The organism is Streptomyces sp. AMJ-169 (assembly GCF_055597585.1).
On record NZ_JBVLTJ010000002.1, the window covers coordinates 532,200 to 546,645 of the forward strand.

A 14,446-nucleotide genomic window follows, 5' to 3' on the forward strand; every position below is an offset into this window, starting at 1 on the left:
CCCTCAGGCTGTGGACAAACGGTTATCCACAACCTGTGATGGACGCAGTACGTCCATGGTAGGGAGGCGGGGGGACATGGCACCTGAACAAATGGTCGAAAGCCCCGACCCCAGGTCCGACCTCCCGCCGCCCCGCCCCCTCGACGCCATCGACCACGACATCCTGCGCATGCTCCAGTCCGACGGCCGCGCCTCGATCCGCTCGGTGGCGGAACAGGTCCACGTCTCGCGCGCGAACGCGTACGCGCGCATCAACCGCCTCATGGAGGACGGTGTCATAAGGGGTTTCGGCGCGCGGGTCGACCATGAGCGGGCGGGCCAGGGCACCAGCGCCTACATCACCCTGAAGATCGTCCAGAACTCCTGGCGCACGGTCCGCGAACAGCTGCGCAGGCTTCCCGGCGCCTCCCACATCGCCCTGGTGGGCGGCGACTTCGACGTCCTCCTGCTGGTCCACACCCCGGACAACAGGGCCCTCAGGGAGGTCGTCCTGACCCGCCTACAGTCGATACCGGAGGTGCTGAGCACAAGGACGCTGCTGGTCTTCGAGGAGGAGGACCTGGAGCCCCAGGCGTGAACCGCGCGGAGGCAGCCCCTAGGCGCCCCGCAGCCCCCCGAACACCACCCGCCCCACCGCCTCGGCGACCTCCTGCTCCCCCATGCCCCGGCTCTCCGGCCGGTACCACTCCACCACGGAGTTGATCATCCCGAAGACGAGCCGGGTGGCCAGGCGTACGTCGATGTCCGCGCGGACGTCGCCGTCCTGGGCGGCGGCTTTGAGCAGCTCCGCCACCCGGTGGTCGAAGTCCCGCCGCCGCTCCAGGGCCCACCGCTCGGTGTCCGTGTTCCCGCGCACCCGCAACAGCAGTGTCACGTAGGGGAGTTCGGCGATGAGCACCTCGACCATCCGCTGGACGACGTACTCCAGACGGGCAAGGTGACGCCCCGCGCGCGCACGGTCCTCGTCGAGGATCCCGAACAGCCCGTCGAGCGCGCGGCTCACCGCCCGCCGCAGCAGCTCCTCCTTGCCGCTCACATGGTGGTAGATCGACGACTTGGAGATCCCGGCGGCCTTGGAGAGATGCTCCATGGACGTGCCGTCGTACCCGCGCTCGTTGAAGACCTGGACGGCGACGGTCAGAAGGCTGTCCGGGGTGTAGGTGTCCCGCTTGGCGGTGGTCATGAGGACCCGCCCTCCCGCTTGTCGGAGGCATAGGCGTGCCGGTAGAGCGCGAGGGAGGGCGCGTACCGCCCGCTGGGATCGCGCAGATGCAGGTCGTCGAGGAGGGCGTACGCCCAGTTGCGGCCGAGCCGCCGGCTCCATTCGAAGGGCCCGAGGGGGTAGTTGACGCCGAGCCGCATGGCGGTGTCGACGTCCTCCTCGGTGGCGACCCCCTTGGCGACGGCGTCATGGGCGAGGTCGACGATGCGGGCGACGGTCCGCGCGACGATCATCCCGGGTACGTCGCCCAGGACGCTGACGTCCTTGCCGAGCGCCTGGAAGAGCCCGATGGCCTCGGAGAGGGTCTGCGGGGAGGTGTCCTGGGAGGCGGAGAGGGCGATGCGGGTCGCTTTGCGGTAGTCGAGGGCGAGGTCGAAGTAGACGACGTCCCGGAACTCGACGGAGGTCTGCCCGTCGGCGAGGGCGAGCTGGCCGCCGCCCGGCAGGACGAGCCGGGAGCCGTGGTCCTCGTCCTCCTCGCGGACGTGTACGCCCGCCTCGCGGATCAGCGCGAGGAGTTCGGAGGCGGGGCCCAGGTCGCCCTCCGCGACGACGTAGGCGGGCGCCTGGGCGGGTTCCGCGGTGTGCGGCTCGGCGGCGTCGGCCTCGTCCCGGTAGTCGTACCAGCCCTGCCCGCTCTTGCGCCCGAGCCGGCCCGACTCGACGAGGCGGCGCTGGGAGAGCGAGGGGGTGAAGCGGACGTCCTGGAAGAACGAGCGCCATACGGAGTGCGTGACGGACTCGTTGACGTCCTGGCCGATGAGGTCGGTCAGTTCGAAGGCGCCCATCTTGAAGCCCCCGCACTCGCGCAGGACGGCGTCGATGGTGGCGGGGTCGGCGCCCTGGGCCTCGTACACGGCGAACGCCTCGGCGTAGAAGGGCCGTGCGATGCGGTTGACGATGAACCCGGGGGTGTCGGCGCAGGCGACGGGGGTCTTGCCCCACGCGCGGGCGGTCTCGTACGCGCGCGTGGCGGACGAGACGTCGGTGGCGAACCCGGAGACGACCTCGACGAGGGGCAGCAGCGGGGCGGGGTTGAAGAAGTGCAGGCCGACGAGGCGGCCGGGGTGGGTGAGGGCGCCGCCGATGGCGGTCACCGACAGGGAGGAGGTGTTGGTGGCGAGCAGGCAGCCGTCGCCGACGATGTCCTCCAGCTCCCGCAGCAGCTCCTGTTTGGCCTCCAGGACCTCCAGGACGGCCTCGACGACCAGCGCGCAGCCCGCGAGCCCGGCAAGGGCGTCCACGGGCTCCAGACGGGCTTTGGCGGCGTCGCGGCCGGCCGCGGTCATGCGGTCCTTGGCGACGAGCCGGTCCAGGCGCGCGCCGATCGCGGCGGCGGCCTCGCGGGCCCGGCCCGGCGCGGCGTCGTACAGCCGCACGGTGTGCCCGGCGGCCAGCGCGACCTGGGCGATGCCCTGGCCCATGGTGCCGGTGCCGACGACGGCCACGGGGCTGCTGAGGTCGAGTGCTGTCATGTGCGCGATCCTCCCGCACGGGGTTCTCCACAGATGCGGCAGGCCCCCTTGTCCCGACCGATCGTTCGGTTACTCTAACCGTGACCGGCTGTTCCCGCCCATGTTCCCGCCGAAATCGCCGCCCAGGTCATGGCCGCGCGGAAGAGCCACCACAGGCGTTCTCACCCCGAGGAGTGGTCCCGCATGGCCGCCGAACTCACCGCGCCCGACCTCATCGCCCGCCACCGGCCGACCCTCGACCAGGCCGTCGAGGCGATCCGCACGCGCGCGTACTGGTCCCCGCACCCCGAGCACCCCAAGGCGTACGGCGAGAACGGCAGCCTGGACATCGCCGCCGGCAAGGCCGCGTTCGAGGCCCTCCTGAACCGGCCCTTCGAACTCGGCCAGCCCGGCGACCAGGGCTGGACGGGCGCCGAGGTCTCCCCTTACGGCGTCGAACTGGGTGTCACCTACCCGCGCGTGGACGCCGACGTGCTGCTCCCGGCGATGAAGGCCGGGCAGAAGGCGTGGCGGGACGCGGGGGCGGAGATCCGCGCGCTGGTCGGTCTGGAGATCCTGAAGCGCATCTCGGACCGCAGCCACGAGCTCGCGCACGCGGTCATGCACACCTCAGGACAGGCCTTCATGATGGCGTTCCAGGCGGGCGGCCCGCACGCCCAGGACCGCGGCCTGGAGGCGGTCGCCTACGCGTACGCCGAGCAGGTCCGCACGCCGGGGACGGCGGAGTGGACCAAGCCCCAGGGCAAGCGCGACCCCTTGAAGCTCGCCAAGACCTACGCGCCCGTGCCGCGCGGCATCGGCCTGGTCATCGGCTGCAACACCTTCCCGACCTGGAACGGCTACCCGGGCCTGTTCGCGTCCCTGGCCACCGGCAACGCGGTCCTGGTGAAGCCCCACCCGCGCGCGGTGCTCCCGCTCGCCCTGACCGTGCGCATCGCGCGCGAGGTCCTCACCGAGGCCGGCTACGACCCCAACCTGGTCGCCCTGGCCGCCGAGTCGCCAGGCGAGGGCATCGCCAAGTCCCTGGCCACCCGCCCCGAGATCAAGATCATCGACTACACCGGCTCGACCGCGTTCGGCGACTGGCTGGAGACCAACGCCCACCAGGCGCAGGTCTACACCGAGAAGGCCGGCGTCAACACGGTCGTCATCGAGTCGACGAACGCCTACAAGGGCATGCTCGCCAACCTGGCGTTCTCCCTGTCGCTCTACAGCGGCCAGATGTGCACCACCCCGCAGAACCTCCTGATCCCCCGCGACGGCATCACCACCGACGAGGGCCCCAAGTCCTACGACGACGTCGTCGCGGACCTCGCCCGCGCGGTGGACGGCCTGCTGGGCGACGACGCCCGCGCGAACGGCGTCCTGGGCGCCCTGGTCAACCCGGACGTGAAAGCCCGCCTGGAGGCCGCCGCGGGCCTCGGAGAGGTCGCCCTGGCCTCCCGCGCGGTCACGAATCCCGAGTTCCCCGACGCGGTCGTCCGCACGCCCCTCATCGTCAAGCTGGACGGCGCCAAGCCCGACGCCGAGGCCGCCTACCTCAGCGAGTGCTTCGGCCCGGTCTCCTTCGCCGTCGCCGTCGACTCGGCGGCCGACGCGGTGGCCCTCCTCAAGCGCACGATCCGCGACCAGGGCGCCATGACCGTCGGCGCCTACACGGCCGACCCGGACGTCGAGGCGGCCGTCGAGGAGGCCTGCCTGGAGGAGGCCGCCCAGCTGTCCCTGAACCTCGTCGGCGGGGTGTACGTCAACCAGACGGCCGCCTTCTCCGACTTCCACGGCTCCGGCGGCAACCCGGCGGCCAACGCGGCCCTCACGGACGGCGCGTTCGTCTCCAACCGGTTCCGGGTGATCGAGGTGCGCAGGGAGGGCTAGGGAGGCCCTGCGGCCCTCAGACCTTGCCGGGGGACGCGGCCGGGAAACCGGCCGCGCTCCAGTGGTACAGCGTCATCGCCACGCTGGTGGCGAGGTTGTAGCTGGACACCTGGGACCGCATCGGCAGCGCGACCAGATGATCGGCCCGCGCGCGGAGTGCGCCCGAGAGGCCGCTGCGCTCCGACCCGAAGGCGAGGACGGCGTCGTCCGGGATCGTGATCCCCCGGATGTCGTCGCCCTCGGGGTCGAGCGCGAACACCGGCCCCGTGGGCAGCTCGGCGGCCTCCAGCCGCTCCACGGCGGTCGCGAAGTGCAGCCCCGCCCCGCCGCGCACCACCGTCGGATGCCAGGGGTCGAGCGTCCCGGTGGTGACCACCCCGGTCACCCCGAACCCGGCGGCCAGCCGGATCACCGCGCCCGCGTTGCCCAGGTTGCGCGGATCGTCCAGGACCACGACAGGCGCCGTACGCGCGCGCGTGGCGAGCGCCTTCAAGTTGGCCTCCCGGGACGGCCGTACGGCCAGCGCGGCGACGCCCGTGGGGTGGGGGCGCGGGACGAGGGTGGCGTACGACTGCGCCGTCACCTCCGTCAGCAGCTCCTCCAGGGCCGGGCGGACGTCCTGGGCGAGGTCGTCGGCGAGCGCCAGGGCCGCCACCCGGTCGACGGCCACCGCGCGGTGCACCCGCGCGCCGAAGCGCAAGGCGTGCTTGAGGGCGTGGAAGCCGTCGAGGAGGACGGCGTCGTCCGCGCGGCGGTGCCAGTCGGCCAGGTCGTTCATACGGCCGAGCCTACGGGGGCGGGCTCCGGCTCTTCCTCGGGCTTCTCCTTGGGCGCGCCCCGCCGCAGCAGCCGCCCACGCGCGCGTACCGCCCGCCCGCCCAGCCACAGCAGGAACGGCGTCGGCAGGAACACCGCGTCCGTGGTGATCATCGCGAGGGAGAAGAACGGCAGCCCCAGGACGACGGCGATGACGGCGTGCTCCAGCATCATCACCCCCAGGAGGACGTTCTTGACCCGCCGGTTGAACAGGGTGAACGGGAAGGCGACCTGCACGATGACCGTCCCGTAGGTCGCGATCATCACCATCGTGCCGCTCGCCGCCAGCAGATCCGCCAGCGCCGGCCAGGGCGAGAACGAACTCAGCTGGAGCGGGTAGTACACGGCCGTGCCGTCCTGCCAGCGCGAGCCCTGGATCTTGTACCAGCCGGCCGTGGCGTAGATCAGACAGGCCTCGGCCATGACGACGACCAGCGCACCGTTGTGGATCACGTTGCCGACGACGTCCAGCAGCACCCTGGGCTCGCTCGCGGCCCCCCGCCGCCCGGCGGCCCACCACAGCCCCTGCGCGCCCCACAGCGCCCACAGCAGCGCCGGGACGAACCACCCGCCGCCGTCGAAGAACCACCCGGCCCCGGTGGCGAGCACCAGCGTCAGCCCGGAGGCGCACCACAGCACGGGCCCCACCCGGTCGACGACGTGCTCCCCGCGCGCGCGGGCGGCGGCCGTACGGCGCTCCCTGCGCGCGTCCAGCGACCACACGCGCCCGCAGCGCACGAAGACCAGGTAGATCGACATCAGGTGGAGCACGTTGTCGCCGCCGTCGCCCATGAACACGCTGCGGTTCTGGAGCGACAGCACGCCCACCATGAACAGCGCCGACATCGCGCGCGTGCGCCAGCCGAGCAGCAGCAGGAGGCTCGCCAGGAGGGCGAGGAAGTACACGGCCTCGAACCACAGGCGCGAGTCCGACCACATCAGCACCGTGAACGCGCCGTTGACGTCGATCAGCCTGCGCGCCAGCTGCCAGCTCCAGGGCCCGTCGGGGCCGTACAGCTCGGTGCGGTGCGGGAGTTCGCGCAGCAGGAAGAGCAGCCAGGTGGCGCTGAAGCCGATGCGGATGACGGCGCTCTGGTGGGGGCCCAGGGCGGCTTCGGTGACGCGGGTGACCGCGCGGGAGAAGGCGAGGGAGAGCTTGCCGGCAGGCTCGGAGGGGCTGGAGAACCGGTTCACCGTACGGCTCCGTTCGTCTCGTCGGCCGGGACCTGCCACCAGGGCAGCACCCGCAGAACCGGTTCACCGGTGACCTTCTCGCCGCTCCACGCGGGCGGCGGCACATTGGTGGTGCGTGAGCGGACCTGCACCCGTTCGACGTCCCCGCCCGCGCCCGCGCGTTCGAGCCGCATCACGACGATCCGCCGCAGGTACGTCTCCGCGAGCGCGCCGCGCAGACCGACCGCGCGGTTGTCGTTGTCGTGCGAGGCGGTGTAGAAATCCCAGGCCCGCCGCAGTTCGTTCTGCTGCGTGTGGCTGGGCAGCAGGTTGCTGTCGATGGCCCGCCCGTCGGCCGCCGACAGGTCGTACCACCCGGTGGTCCGCGTGACCCCGTCCGCCGAGCGCACCTCGGCCCGCACCTGCACCCCGATGTCCTGCTGCAACGGGTTCGGCGCGAACAGCTTCCAGTTCTGCTCGAACTCCGGGTATATCCACTCCTCCACCGCTTTGCCGTGCGCCTTGCTGACGGTGTTGGCCGGGGCGACGTGCAGGAACACCATCCCGAGGTGGACGGCGACGACGACCGCGACGACGGCGACCGCGGCGGCGACGGCTATCTGGGAGCGGACGGGGAGGGCGGCGAGGCCGGTGGAGGGTGGGGGGGCCTCGGGGGGTGGGGCCTGTATGTGCGCGGCCTCGACGCCCGGCGACCCGGCCGCGGGCGGCGCGAGCGCCCCCGCCGGCGACCCGGCGTCCGGCGTCCCCCTGTCCCCCTCCGCCTCTCGCGTCCCCCCGAGCGGAGTGTCGGCGTCCCCGTCGCGCGTGTTCATTCCGCCCCGATCCTCGGTGTCTTTGGTCCGTCCGGCTGGTGTGGCCGCGGCGCGGCCGTGCGGAAAGCGGACGGTCGTCGTGCGGTGGTCCCACGGCACGGTACTCAGCCGCACCCGGCCGCGCAGCCCTCGGCCCCTTCTCGCGGCGCCCGCTCTTCTGCCGAAGGGCCCGAAGTTGTCCACAGGCGCCGAGTTATCCACAGCGGTTGACACCTTACCGACGGCCGTCCGACCATGAATGCACGGACCGAACGATCGGTCGGCTACCGGAAGCGGTACGGACAGCGGCTCGCAGCGGAGCCCGGAGGCAAAGGGGGAAAGCATGGCCACAGCAGCGGCCGAGCAACGGCCGGTGACGACGCGGCTCGCGCAGAGCGCGGCGGCGGAAGACGGCAGGCTGCGCGCCTTCGACGCGGCCGTCGCCGCCGAGGAGCGGATCGAGCCGCGGGACTGGATGCCGGACGCCTACCGGGCCACGCTGGTGCGCCAGATCGCGCAGCACGCGCACTCGGAGATCATCGGCATGCAGCCGGAGGCGAACTGGATCACGCGGGCGCCGTCCCTGCGCCGCAAGGCGATCCTGATGGCGAAGGTGCAGGACGAGGCGGGTCACGGGCTGTATCTGTACAGCGCCGCCGAGACGCTGGGCACCGGCCGCGAGGAGCTGCTGGACAAGCTGCACTCGGGCCGCCAGAAATACTCCTCGATCTTCAACTACCCCACCCTGACCTGGGCGGACGTGGGCGCGATCGGCTGGCTGGTGGACGGCGCGGCGATCACGAACCAGGTCCCGCTGTGCCGCTGCTCCTACGGCCCCTACGCCCGCGCGATGGTCCGTATCTGCAAGGAGGAGTCCTTCCACCAGCGCCAGGGCTACGAGCTGCTGCTGGCCCTGAGCAACGGGACACCGGAGCAGCACGCGATGGCGCAGGACGCGGTGGACCGCTGGTGGTGGCCGTCGCTGATGATGTTCGGCCCGCCCGACGACGAGTCGGCGCACTCCGCGCAGTCGATGGAGTGGAAGATCAAGCGGCATTCGAACGACGAGCTGCGCCAGCGCTTCGTCGACATCTGCGTCCCGCAGGCCGAGTCCCTGGGCCTCACCCTCCCCGACCCGCGGCTGAGGTGGAACGAGGAGCGGGGGCAGCACGACTTCGGTCCGATCGACTGGACGGAGTTCAAGGAGGTCCTCAAGGGCAACGGCCCCTGCAACGAGCAGCGGATCACCCAGCGCAGGCGGGCGCACGACGAGGGCGCCTGGGTACGGGAAGCGGCGGCGGCCCACGCGGCGAAGCACGCCAAAGAGACGGGAGCGCGGGCATGAACAGCGACTGGCCCCTCTGGGAGGTCTTCGTCCGCTCCCGCCGAGGGCTCTCCCACACCCACGCCGGCAGCCTGCACGCCCCGGACGCCGAGCTGGCCCTGCGCAACGCGCGCGACCTCTACACCCGCCGCGGCGAGGGCGTCTCCCTCTGGGTCGTCCCCTCGGCGGCGATCACCGCCTCCTCCCCCGACGAGAAGGACCCCTTCTTCGACCCCGCCGCCGACAAGCCCTACCGCCACCCGACGTTCTACGACATCCCGGAGGGGGTGAAACACCTGTGACGGCCCCGCGTACGACGACGGCGGCGCTCGCCCTGGGCGACGACGCGCTGATCCTCTCCCACCGCCTCGGCGAATGGATGGGCCACGCCCCCGTCCTGGAGGAGGAGGTCGCCCTCGCCAACATCGCCCTCGACCTCCTCGGCCAGGCCCGCGTCCTGCTCTCGACGGCCGGCGACGAGGACGAGCTGGCCTACCTCCGCGAGGAACGCGCCTTCCGCAACGTCCAGCTGGTGGAGCAGCCCAACGGCGACTTCGCGCACACGATCGCCCGCCAGCTGTACTTCTCCACCTACCAGCACCTCCTCTACGCCGAACTCGCCCAGGGCACCGGCGAGTTCGCCCCCCTCGCCGCGAAGGCCGTCAAGGAGACCGCCTACCACCGCGACCACGCCGAGCAGTGGACCCTGCGCCTGGGCGACGGCACGCCGGAGAGCCGTACGCGGATGCGGTCGGCGTGCGAGGCCCTGTGGCGGTTCACCGGAGAGCTGTTCCAGCCGGTGGAGGGCGTGGACGTCGACTGGGAGTCGCTGCACGAAGCCTGGCGGGAGTCCGTCGGGTCGGTCCTGGAGCGGGCGACGCTCACCCTCCCCGAGGGCCCCGACACCGGCGCCTGGTCCGCCGGCGCCGGCCGCCAGGGGCTGCACACCGAGCCGTTCGGCCGCATGCTCGCCGAGATGCAGCACCTGCACCGCAGCCACCCGGGGGCGACATGGTGACCCCCCTGGAAGCGGAGCTCCTGGAGATCGCCGGCGCGGTCCCCGACCCGGAGCTGCCCGTCCTGACCCTGCACGAACTGGGCGTGGTCCGCGCGGTGCACGTCCAGGAGGCGGGCGGGGTGGAGGTCGAGCTGACCCCGACCTACACGGGCTGCCCGGCGATCGAGACGATGTCGACGGACATCGAACAGGCGCTGCACGCGCACGGGGTGCGGGAAGTGACCGTCCGCCGGGTCCTCGCCCCCGCCTGGTCGACGGACGACATCACGGCCGAAGGCCGCCGCAAACTACGGGAGTTCGGCATCGCCCCGCCCCGGGTCCGGACGGCGGGCGGCCCGGTACGGGTCCAGCTGGGCCCGACACGGCAGTCACCCCACCCCCACCCCCAGCCTCACCCCCAGCTCTCGGCTGAGCCGCAGGCCCCGATCCCCTGCCCCCACTGCGGCTCCGAGGACACCGAACTGCTCAGCCGCTTCTCCTCCACGGCCTGCAAGGCGCTGCGGCGGTGCCGGGCGTGCCGGGAGCCCTTCGACCACTTCAAGGAGCTGTGATGGCCCGTTTCCACGCGCTCCGGGTGGTCGGGGCGGAGCGGCTGACCGACGACTCGGTGGCGCTGTCCTTCGCGGTGCCGCCGGAGCTGCGGGAGCGGTACCGGCACGCGGCGGGCCAGCATCTGGCGCTGCGGCGGCGGGTGGACGGCACGGAGATCCGGCGCACCTACTCCATCTGCTCCCCGGCGCCGGACCCCGCCGGGGAGGGGCCGGACGTCCTGCGGGTCGGGGTGCGGCTGGTGGACGGCGGAGCCTTCTCCACGTACGCGCTGAAGGAGATCTCCGTCGGCGACGAGGTGGAGGTGATGACGCCGGCCGGGCGGTTCACGCTGGAGCCGGCGCCCGGGCTGTACGCGGCGGTCGTCGGGGGCAGCGGGATCACCCCGGTGCTGTCGATCGCGGCGACGCTGCTCGCGCGGGAGCCGGCGGCGCGGTTCTGCCTGATCCGCAGCGACCGTACGGCGGCCTCGACGATGTTCCTGGAGGAGGTCGCCGACCTCAAGGACCGGTATCCGCAGCGGTTCCAGCTGGTCATGGCGTTGTCGCGGGAGGAGCAGCAGGCAGGGCTGCCGTCCGGGCGGCTGGACCGCGAGCGGCTGACCGGACTGCTCCCCGCGCTGCTGCCGGTGGACGCGGTGGCGGGCTGGTTCCTGTGCGGTCCGTACGGGCTGGTCACCGGCGCCGAACAGGCCCTGCGCGAGCTGGGGGTGCCCCGCGCGCGGGTCCACCAGGAGATCTTCCACGTCGACGCGGCCCCCGCCCCGGCGCCCGCCGCGTCCCCCGCGCACAGCACCCTCACCGCTCGCCTGGACGGCCGCAGCGGCACCTGGCCCGTCCAGGACGGCGAATCCCTCCTCGACACGGTCCTGCGCAACCGCTCCGACGCCCCCTACGCCTGCAAGGGCGGCGTCTGCGGCACCTGCCGGACCTTCCTCGTCGCCGGGAAGATCCGCATGGACCGCAACTTCGCGCTGGAACCGGAGGAGACGGAGGCGGGGTACGTGTTGGCCTGCCAGTCGCATCCGGTGACGGAGGGGGTGGAGGTGGACTTCGACAGATAGCGGACCGACAGCCCGACGGCGCCTCCCGGCGTTCCCTTCTCCTGGAACCTGTTCTATTTTGACGGACCGTCAGATACGGAGACCGTCGGAAGGACAAGGCCGTGGACTTCACCTTCAGCGAGGAGCAGCGGGCAGCGGCCGAGGCGGCGCAGGGGGTGTTCGCGGGGGTCGCGCCGGACGGGGTGCCCTCCCCGGCCCGGACCCAAGGCCGCCCGGTGGCCGAGGAGTTCGACCGGGAGCTGTGGGCGAAACTCGCCGCCGCCGACCTGCTCAGCCTCCTCCTGACCGAGGAACACGGCGGCGCCGGACTCGACCCGATCGCCCTCTGCCTGGTGCTGCGCGAATCGGCGCAGGTCCTGGCCCGGGTCCCGCTCCTGGAGAGCTGCGCGGCAGCGGCGGCCGTCCAGGCGTACGGCTCCCCCGAGGCGAAGGACGCCCTGCTCGCGCGCTCCGGCCGGGGCGAGACGGTGCTGACCGTCGCCGCGCACGGCCGCACCGGCCATGACGCGCCCGAACGCGCGGTCACCGCCCGGCGGGAGGGCAAGCAATGGGTGCTGGACGGGACGCAGACGGCGGTGCCGTGGGCGTACGACGCGGACCACATCGTCGTACCCGCGCACACCTCCGGCGGCCGGAGCGTGCTCGCGATCGTGCCGCGCGGCTGTGCGGGGACGCGGCTCGCGGAGCAGGTGTCGACCGCCGGGGAGCGATGGGGGGAGCTGCGGCTGGAGTCGGCGCGGGTCGCGGGGGCGTACGTCGTGGAGGCGGCGGGGGCCTGGGAGTGGCTGCGGGAGCTGCTGGCGACGGGGACCTGTGCGCTGGCGCTCGGGCTGGGGGAGCGGGTGCTGCGGATGACCGCCGACTACACGTCGCGGCGGGAGCAGTTCGGGCATCCGCTGGCGACGTTCCAGGCGGTCGCCGTCCAGACCGCCGACCGCTACATCGACCTGCGCGCCATGGAGGCCACCCTCTGGCAGGCGGCCTGGCGCATCACCGCAGCCGCCCCCGAAGCGCTCCCGGCCACCGGGGCTCTCCCGCCCACCGAAGCTCTCACGGCCACCGGGGCTCTCGCGGCCACCGGAGACTCCCCACCCGCCGGAGATCTCCCGTCCCCCCAGGCTCTCCCCGCCCCCGGGACCCTCCCGCCCGCCGGGGACGTCGCGGTCGCCAAGATCTGGGCCGCCGAGGGCGTACGCCGTGTCGTCCAGACCGCCCAGCATCTGCACGGCGGCTTCGGCGCCGACGTCGACTACTCCCTGCACCGCTACCACGCCTGGGCCAAACAACTGGAGCTGTCCCTGGGCCCGGCGGGGGCGCACGAGGAGGCATTGGGGGAGCTGCTGGCGGCGCACGCGCCGGAGTGAGGGGGCGGCTACGACGCGGAGGGCGCCGTAGCCGGGCCCGGGTGCCAGGCGATTACGCCACGACCCCCTACGCCACGAACCCCGGCTCGCCCGCGTCCGTCACCACCGCACGGCCGCCGGCGGCCCACGCCTGCATTCCGCCGTCGACGTTCGCCGCGTCGAGGCCCTGCTGGACGAGGTACATGGTGACCTGCGCGGAACGTCCGCCGGACCGGCAGATCACGTTGACGCGGCCGTCCTGCGGGGCGGCCTCGGTCAACTCGCCGTAACGGGCGACGAATTCGCTCATGGGGATGTGCAGCGCCCCTTCGGCATGACCCGCCTGCCACTCGTCGTCCTCACGGACGTCCAGCAGAAAGTCATCCGCCCCGAGATCCGCGATCCCGACGGTGGGCACACCAGCTCCGAAACTCATGCCCCGACGCTACCTGAAGGGGGGAGGGGGTTGGGCGGGGGATGCGGGACGGGGGATGCGGGATGCGGAGGGAGGGGAGAACGGGACGCCGGGGGACGGGTTTGTGCGGACGGGAGTCGGGAGGCGGAGGCGCGGGACGCGGCTGGCCCTCGGCACCCCGCACCCCTGGCACCCCGCACCCCCGGCACCCGGCACCCGGCACCCGGCACCCGGCACCCGGCAAGCACAGCCAAGGCCGACCCCCGGCACAGCCGAGACCGGCCACACCGACTCCGCGCAACCCCTCACTACCCCGGCATCCCCCCGACTCGCTACCCCGGCATCCCCCCGACCAACTCCGCCAACTCCGCCTCCCTGGCCGACACATCCGCCAGCAACTGCTCCGCGATCTCCTCCAGCAACCGGTCCGGATCGTCCGGCGCCAGCCGCAGCATGGAGCCGATCGCCCCCTCCTCCAGCTCCTTGGCGACCTGCGCGAGCATCTCCTTGCGCTGGGCCAGCCATTCGAGGCGGGCGTACAGCTCCTCGCCGGCGCTCGGCTGCCGCTCCGGCGGGACCGGCCCCGCCGCCCACTCCTCGGCCAGCTGCCGCAGCAACCCCTCGTCGCCGCGCGCGTAGGCGGCGTTGACGCGGGTGATGAACTCCTCCCGGCGCAGCCGCTCGGCGTCCTCCTGGGCGAGGTCGGGGTGGGCCTTGCGGGCCAGCTCGCGGTAGAGCTTGCGGGCCTCGTCGCTGGGCCGCACCCGCTCCGGGGGCCGCACCGACTGCTCGGTCAGCATCGCCACCGCCTCCGGGAACAGCCCCTCCCCGTCCATCCAGCCGTGGAACAGCTCCTCGACCCCCGGCATCGGCAGCACCCGCGCCCGCGCCTCGGCGGCCTTGCGGACGTCCGCCGGATCACCGGTACGCGCCGCCCGCGCCTCCGCGATCTGCGCGTCGAGCTCGTCGAGCCGGGCGTACATCGGCCCCAGCTTCTGGTGGTGCAGCCGCGAGAAGTTGTCGACCTCCACCCGGAAGGTCTCCACCGCGATCTCGAACTCGATCAGCGCCTGCTCGGCGGCCCGCACGGCCTGCTCAAGCCGCTCTTCGGGCCGCGCCTGCTCAGCTTCGGGGGTCGTCACTCGTCCAGCCTAAGGGCTCCGCCGGGGGCACCAGGTCAGACCGCCTCCGGGTACGACGCTCCCGGCGAAGCACCGGTACAGCTCCCTCCCGGCGAAGTGCCGGTACGGCTCTGCCCCGCGGAGCGCTTACGCGACAGAGCCGCACATCAACACAGCCCCGCCCCCGCCAGCCGACCGACCGCCCTACCTCCAGCCACCCACCCCCTCCAGCCGACCGCC

The 14,446-nt window shown here is 72.8% G+C and carries 15 protein-coding genes; 8 read left to right on the top strand and 7 right to left on the bottom strand.

What is annotated here, in order from left to right; translation table 11 throughout:
- The first annotated feature begins 91 nt into the window (after positions 1-91).
- On the top strand, positions 92-577 hold the full coding sequence (locus tag ACYUD3_RS06980; protein WP_470966054.1) for an Lrp/AsnC family transcriptional regulator: 486 nt from the start codon (positions 92-94) through the stop codon (positions 575-577).
- An 18-nt stretch (positions 578-595) separates the two neighbouring features.
- Here the strand turns inward: ACYUD3_RS06980 and ACYUD3_RS06985 are convergent, their stop codons facing one another.
- Positions 596-1,183 carry a TetR/AcrR family transcriptional regulator gene (locus tag ACYUD3_RS06985; protein ID WP_470965307.1) on the bottom strand — a complete coding sequence of 196 codons (588 nt, stop codon included), beginning with the start codon at positions 1,181-1,183 and terminating at the stop codon, positions 596-598.
- Entirely contained in the window at positions 1,180-2,697 is a 1,518-nt protein-coding gene (locus ACYUD3_RS06990; protein ID WP_470965310.1) for a 3-hydroxyacyl-CoA dehydrogenase, read from the bottom strand. Before ACYUD3_RS06990 ends, ACYUD3_RS06985 begins: the two co-directional genes overlap by 4 nt.
- Positions 2,698-2,880: 183 nt before the next feature.
- Between ACYUD3_RS06990 and paaN the strand changes: the two genes are divergently transcribed.
- Positions 2,881-4,572: a phenylacetic acid degradation protein PaaN gene (gene paaN, locus ACYUD3_RS06995; RefSeq protein ID WP_470965313.1), complete on the top strand. Its 1,692-nt coding sequence runs from the start codon at positions 2,881-2,883 to the stop codon at positions 4,570-4,572.
- Positions 4,573-4,588: 16 nt separating this feature from the next.
- Here the strand turns inward: paaN and ACYUD3_RS07000 are convergent, their stop codons facing one another.
- Genes ACYUD3_RS07000 through ACYUD3_RS07010 form a run of 3 tightly spaced genes read right to left on the bottom strand, consistent with a single transcriptional unit; the run spans position 4,589 to position 7,394 of the window.
- Positions 4,589-5,350, bottom strand: coding sequence for a TrmH family RNA methyltransferase (locus ACYUD3_RS07000; protein WP_470965316.1), 762 nt, complete (start codon positions 5,348-5,350; stop codon positions 4,589-4,591).
- The gene (locus ACYUD3_RS07005) at positions 5,347-6,582 is read right to left on the bottom strand and encodes an HTTM domain-containing protein (RefSeq protein WP_470965321.1); all 1,236 of its coding nucleotides are present in this window, start codon (positions 6,580-6,582) and stop codon (positions 5,347-5,349) included. Before ACYUD3_RS07005 ends, ACYUD3_RS07000 begins: the two co-directional genes overlap by 4 nt.
- The gene (locus tag ACYUD3_RS07010; protein ID WP_470965325.1) at positions 6,579-7,394 is read right to left on the bottom strand and encodes a DUF5819 family protein; all 816 of its coding nucleotides are present in this window, start codon (positions 7,392-7,394) and stop codon (positions 6,579-6,581) included. Before ACYUD3_RS07010 ends, ACYUD3_RS07005 begins: the two co-directional genes overlap by 4 nt.
- Before the next feature lie 322 nt (positions 7,395-7,716).
- On the opposite strand from ACYUD3_RS07010, the gene paaA reads away from it, so the two are divergent.
- From paaA to ACYUD3_RS07040, 6 genes are all read left to right on the top strand, one after another.
- The gene (gene paaA / locus ACYUD3_RS07015; protein WP_470965328.1) at positions 7,717-8,718 is read left to right on the top strand and encodes a 1,2-phenylacetyl-CoA epoxidase subunit PaaA; all 1,002 of its coding nucleotides are present in this window, start codon (positions 7,717-7,719) and stop codon (positions 8,716-8,718) included.
- On the top strand, positions 8,715-8,999 hold the full coding sequence (gene paaB / locus ACYUD3_RS07020) for a 1,2-phenylacetyl-CoA epoxidase subunit PaaB (RefSeq protein WP_470965331.1): 285 nt from the start codon (positions 8,715-8,717) through the stop codon (positions 8,997-8,999). Before paaA ends, paaB begins: the two co-directional genes overlap by 4 nt.
- Entirely contained in the window at positions 8,996-9,715 is a 720-nt protein-coding gene (paaC, locus tag ACYUD3_RS07025) for a 1,2-phenylacetyl-CoA epoxidase subunit PaaC (RefSeq protein ID WP_470965334.1), read from the top strand. Before paaB ends, paaC begins: the two co-directional genes overlap by 4 nt.
- Entirely contained in the window at positions 9,709-10,266 is a 558-nt protein-coding gene (gene paaD / locus ACYUD3_RS07030) for a 1,2-phenylacetyl-CoA epoxidase subunit PaaD (RefSeq protein WP_470965338.1), read from the top strand. The genes paaC and paaD overlap by 7 nt, the downstream gene beginning before the upstream one ends.
- Positions 10,266-11,327, top strand: a complete 1,062-nt coding sequence (locus tag ACYUD3_RS07035) for a 2Fe-2S iron-sulfur cluster-binding protein (RefSeq protein WP_470965342.1) — start codon at positions 10,266-10,268, stop codon at positions 11,325-11,327. The genes paaD and ACYUD3_RS07035 overlap by 1 nt, the downstream gene beginning before the upstream one ends.
- Before the next feature lie 101 nt (positions 11,328-11,428).
- Positions 11,429-12,691: an acyl-CoA dehydrogenase family protein gene (locus ACYUD3_RS07040; protein ID WP_470965345.1), complete on the top strand. Its 1,263-nt coding sequence runs from the start codon at positions 11,429-11,431 to the stop codon at positions 12,689-12,691.
- A gap of 67 nt (positions 12,692-12,758) precedes the next feature.
- On the opposite strand, the gene ACYUD3_RS07045 is transcribed toward ACYUD3_RS07040, so the two are convergent.
- Both ACYUD3_RS07045 and ACYUD3_RS07050 read right to left on the bottom strand, forming a co-directional pair.
- Positions 12,759-13,088, bottom strand: coding sequence for a rhodanese-like domain-containing protein (locus ACYUD3_RS07045; protein ID WP_470966057.1), 330 nt, complete (start codon positions 13,086-13,088; stop codon positions 12,759-12,761).
- A 329-nt stretch (positions 13,089-13,417) separates the two neighbouring features.
- Positions 13,418-14,227 (bottom strand): J domain-containing protein, encoded by an 810-nt coding sequence (locus ACYUD3_RS07050; protein ID WP_470965348.1) that lies wholly within the window; start codon positions 14,225-14,227, stop codon positions 13,418-13,420.
- Positions 14,228-14,446: the final 219 nt, after the last annotated feature.

What these genes read in the sequence shown, in the direction of transcription:
- ACYUD3_RS06980 (WP_470966054.1), top strand. Translation starts at nt 92, where the DNA reads ATGGTCGAAAGCCCCGACCCCAGGTCCGACCTCCCGCCGCCCCGCCCC.
- ACYUD3_RS06985 (WP_470965307.1), bottom strand. Translation starts at nt 1,183, where the DNA reads ATGACCACCGCCAAGCGGGACACCTACACCCCGGACAGCCTTCTGACC.
- ACYUD3_RS06990 (WP_470965310.1), bottom strand. Translation starts at nt 2,697, where the DNA reads ATGACAGCACTCGACCTCAGCAGCCCCGTGGCCGTCGTCGGCACCGGC.
- paaN (WP_470965313.1), top strand. Translation starts at nt 2,881, where the DNA reads ATGGCCGCCGAACTCACCGCGCCCGACCTCATCGCCCGCCACCGGCCG.
- ACYUD3_RS07000 (WP_470965316.1), bottom strand. Translation starts at nt 5,350, where the DNA reads ATGAACGACCTGGCCGACTGGCACCGCCGCGCGGACGACGCCGTCCTC.
- ACYUD3_RS07010 (WP_470965325.1), bottom strand. Translation starts at nt 7,394, where the DNA reads ATGAACACGCGCGACGGGGACGCCGACACTCCGCTCGGGGGGACGCGA.
- paaA (WP_470965328.1), top strand. Translation starts at nt 7,717, where the DNA reads ATGGCCACAGCAGCGGCCGAGCAACGGCCGGTGACGACGCGGCTCGCG.
- paaB (WP_470965331.1), top strand. Translation starts at nt 8,715, where the DNA reads ATGAACAGCGACTGGCCCCTCTGGGAGGTCTTCGTCCGCTCCCGCCGA.
- paaD (WP_470965338.1), top strand. Translation starts at nt 9,709, where the DNA reads ATGGTGACCCCCCTGGAAGCGGAGCTCCTGGAGATCGCCGGCGCGGTC.
- ACYUD3_RS07035 (WP_470965342.1), top strand. Translation starts at nt 10,266, where the DNA reads ATGGCCCGTTTCCACGCGCTCCGGGTGGTCGGGGCGGAGCGGCTGACC.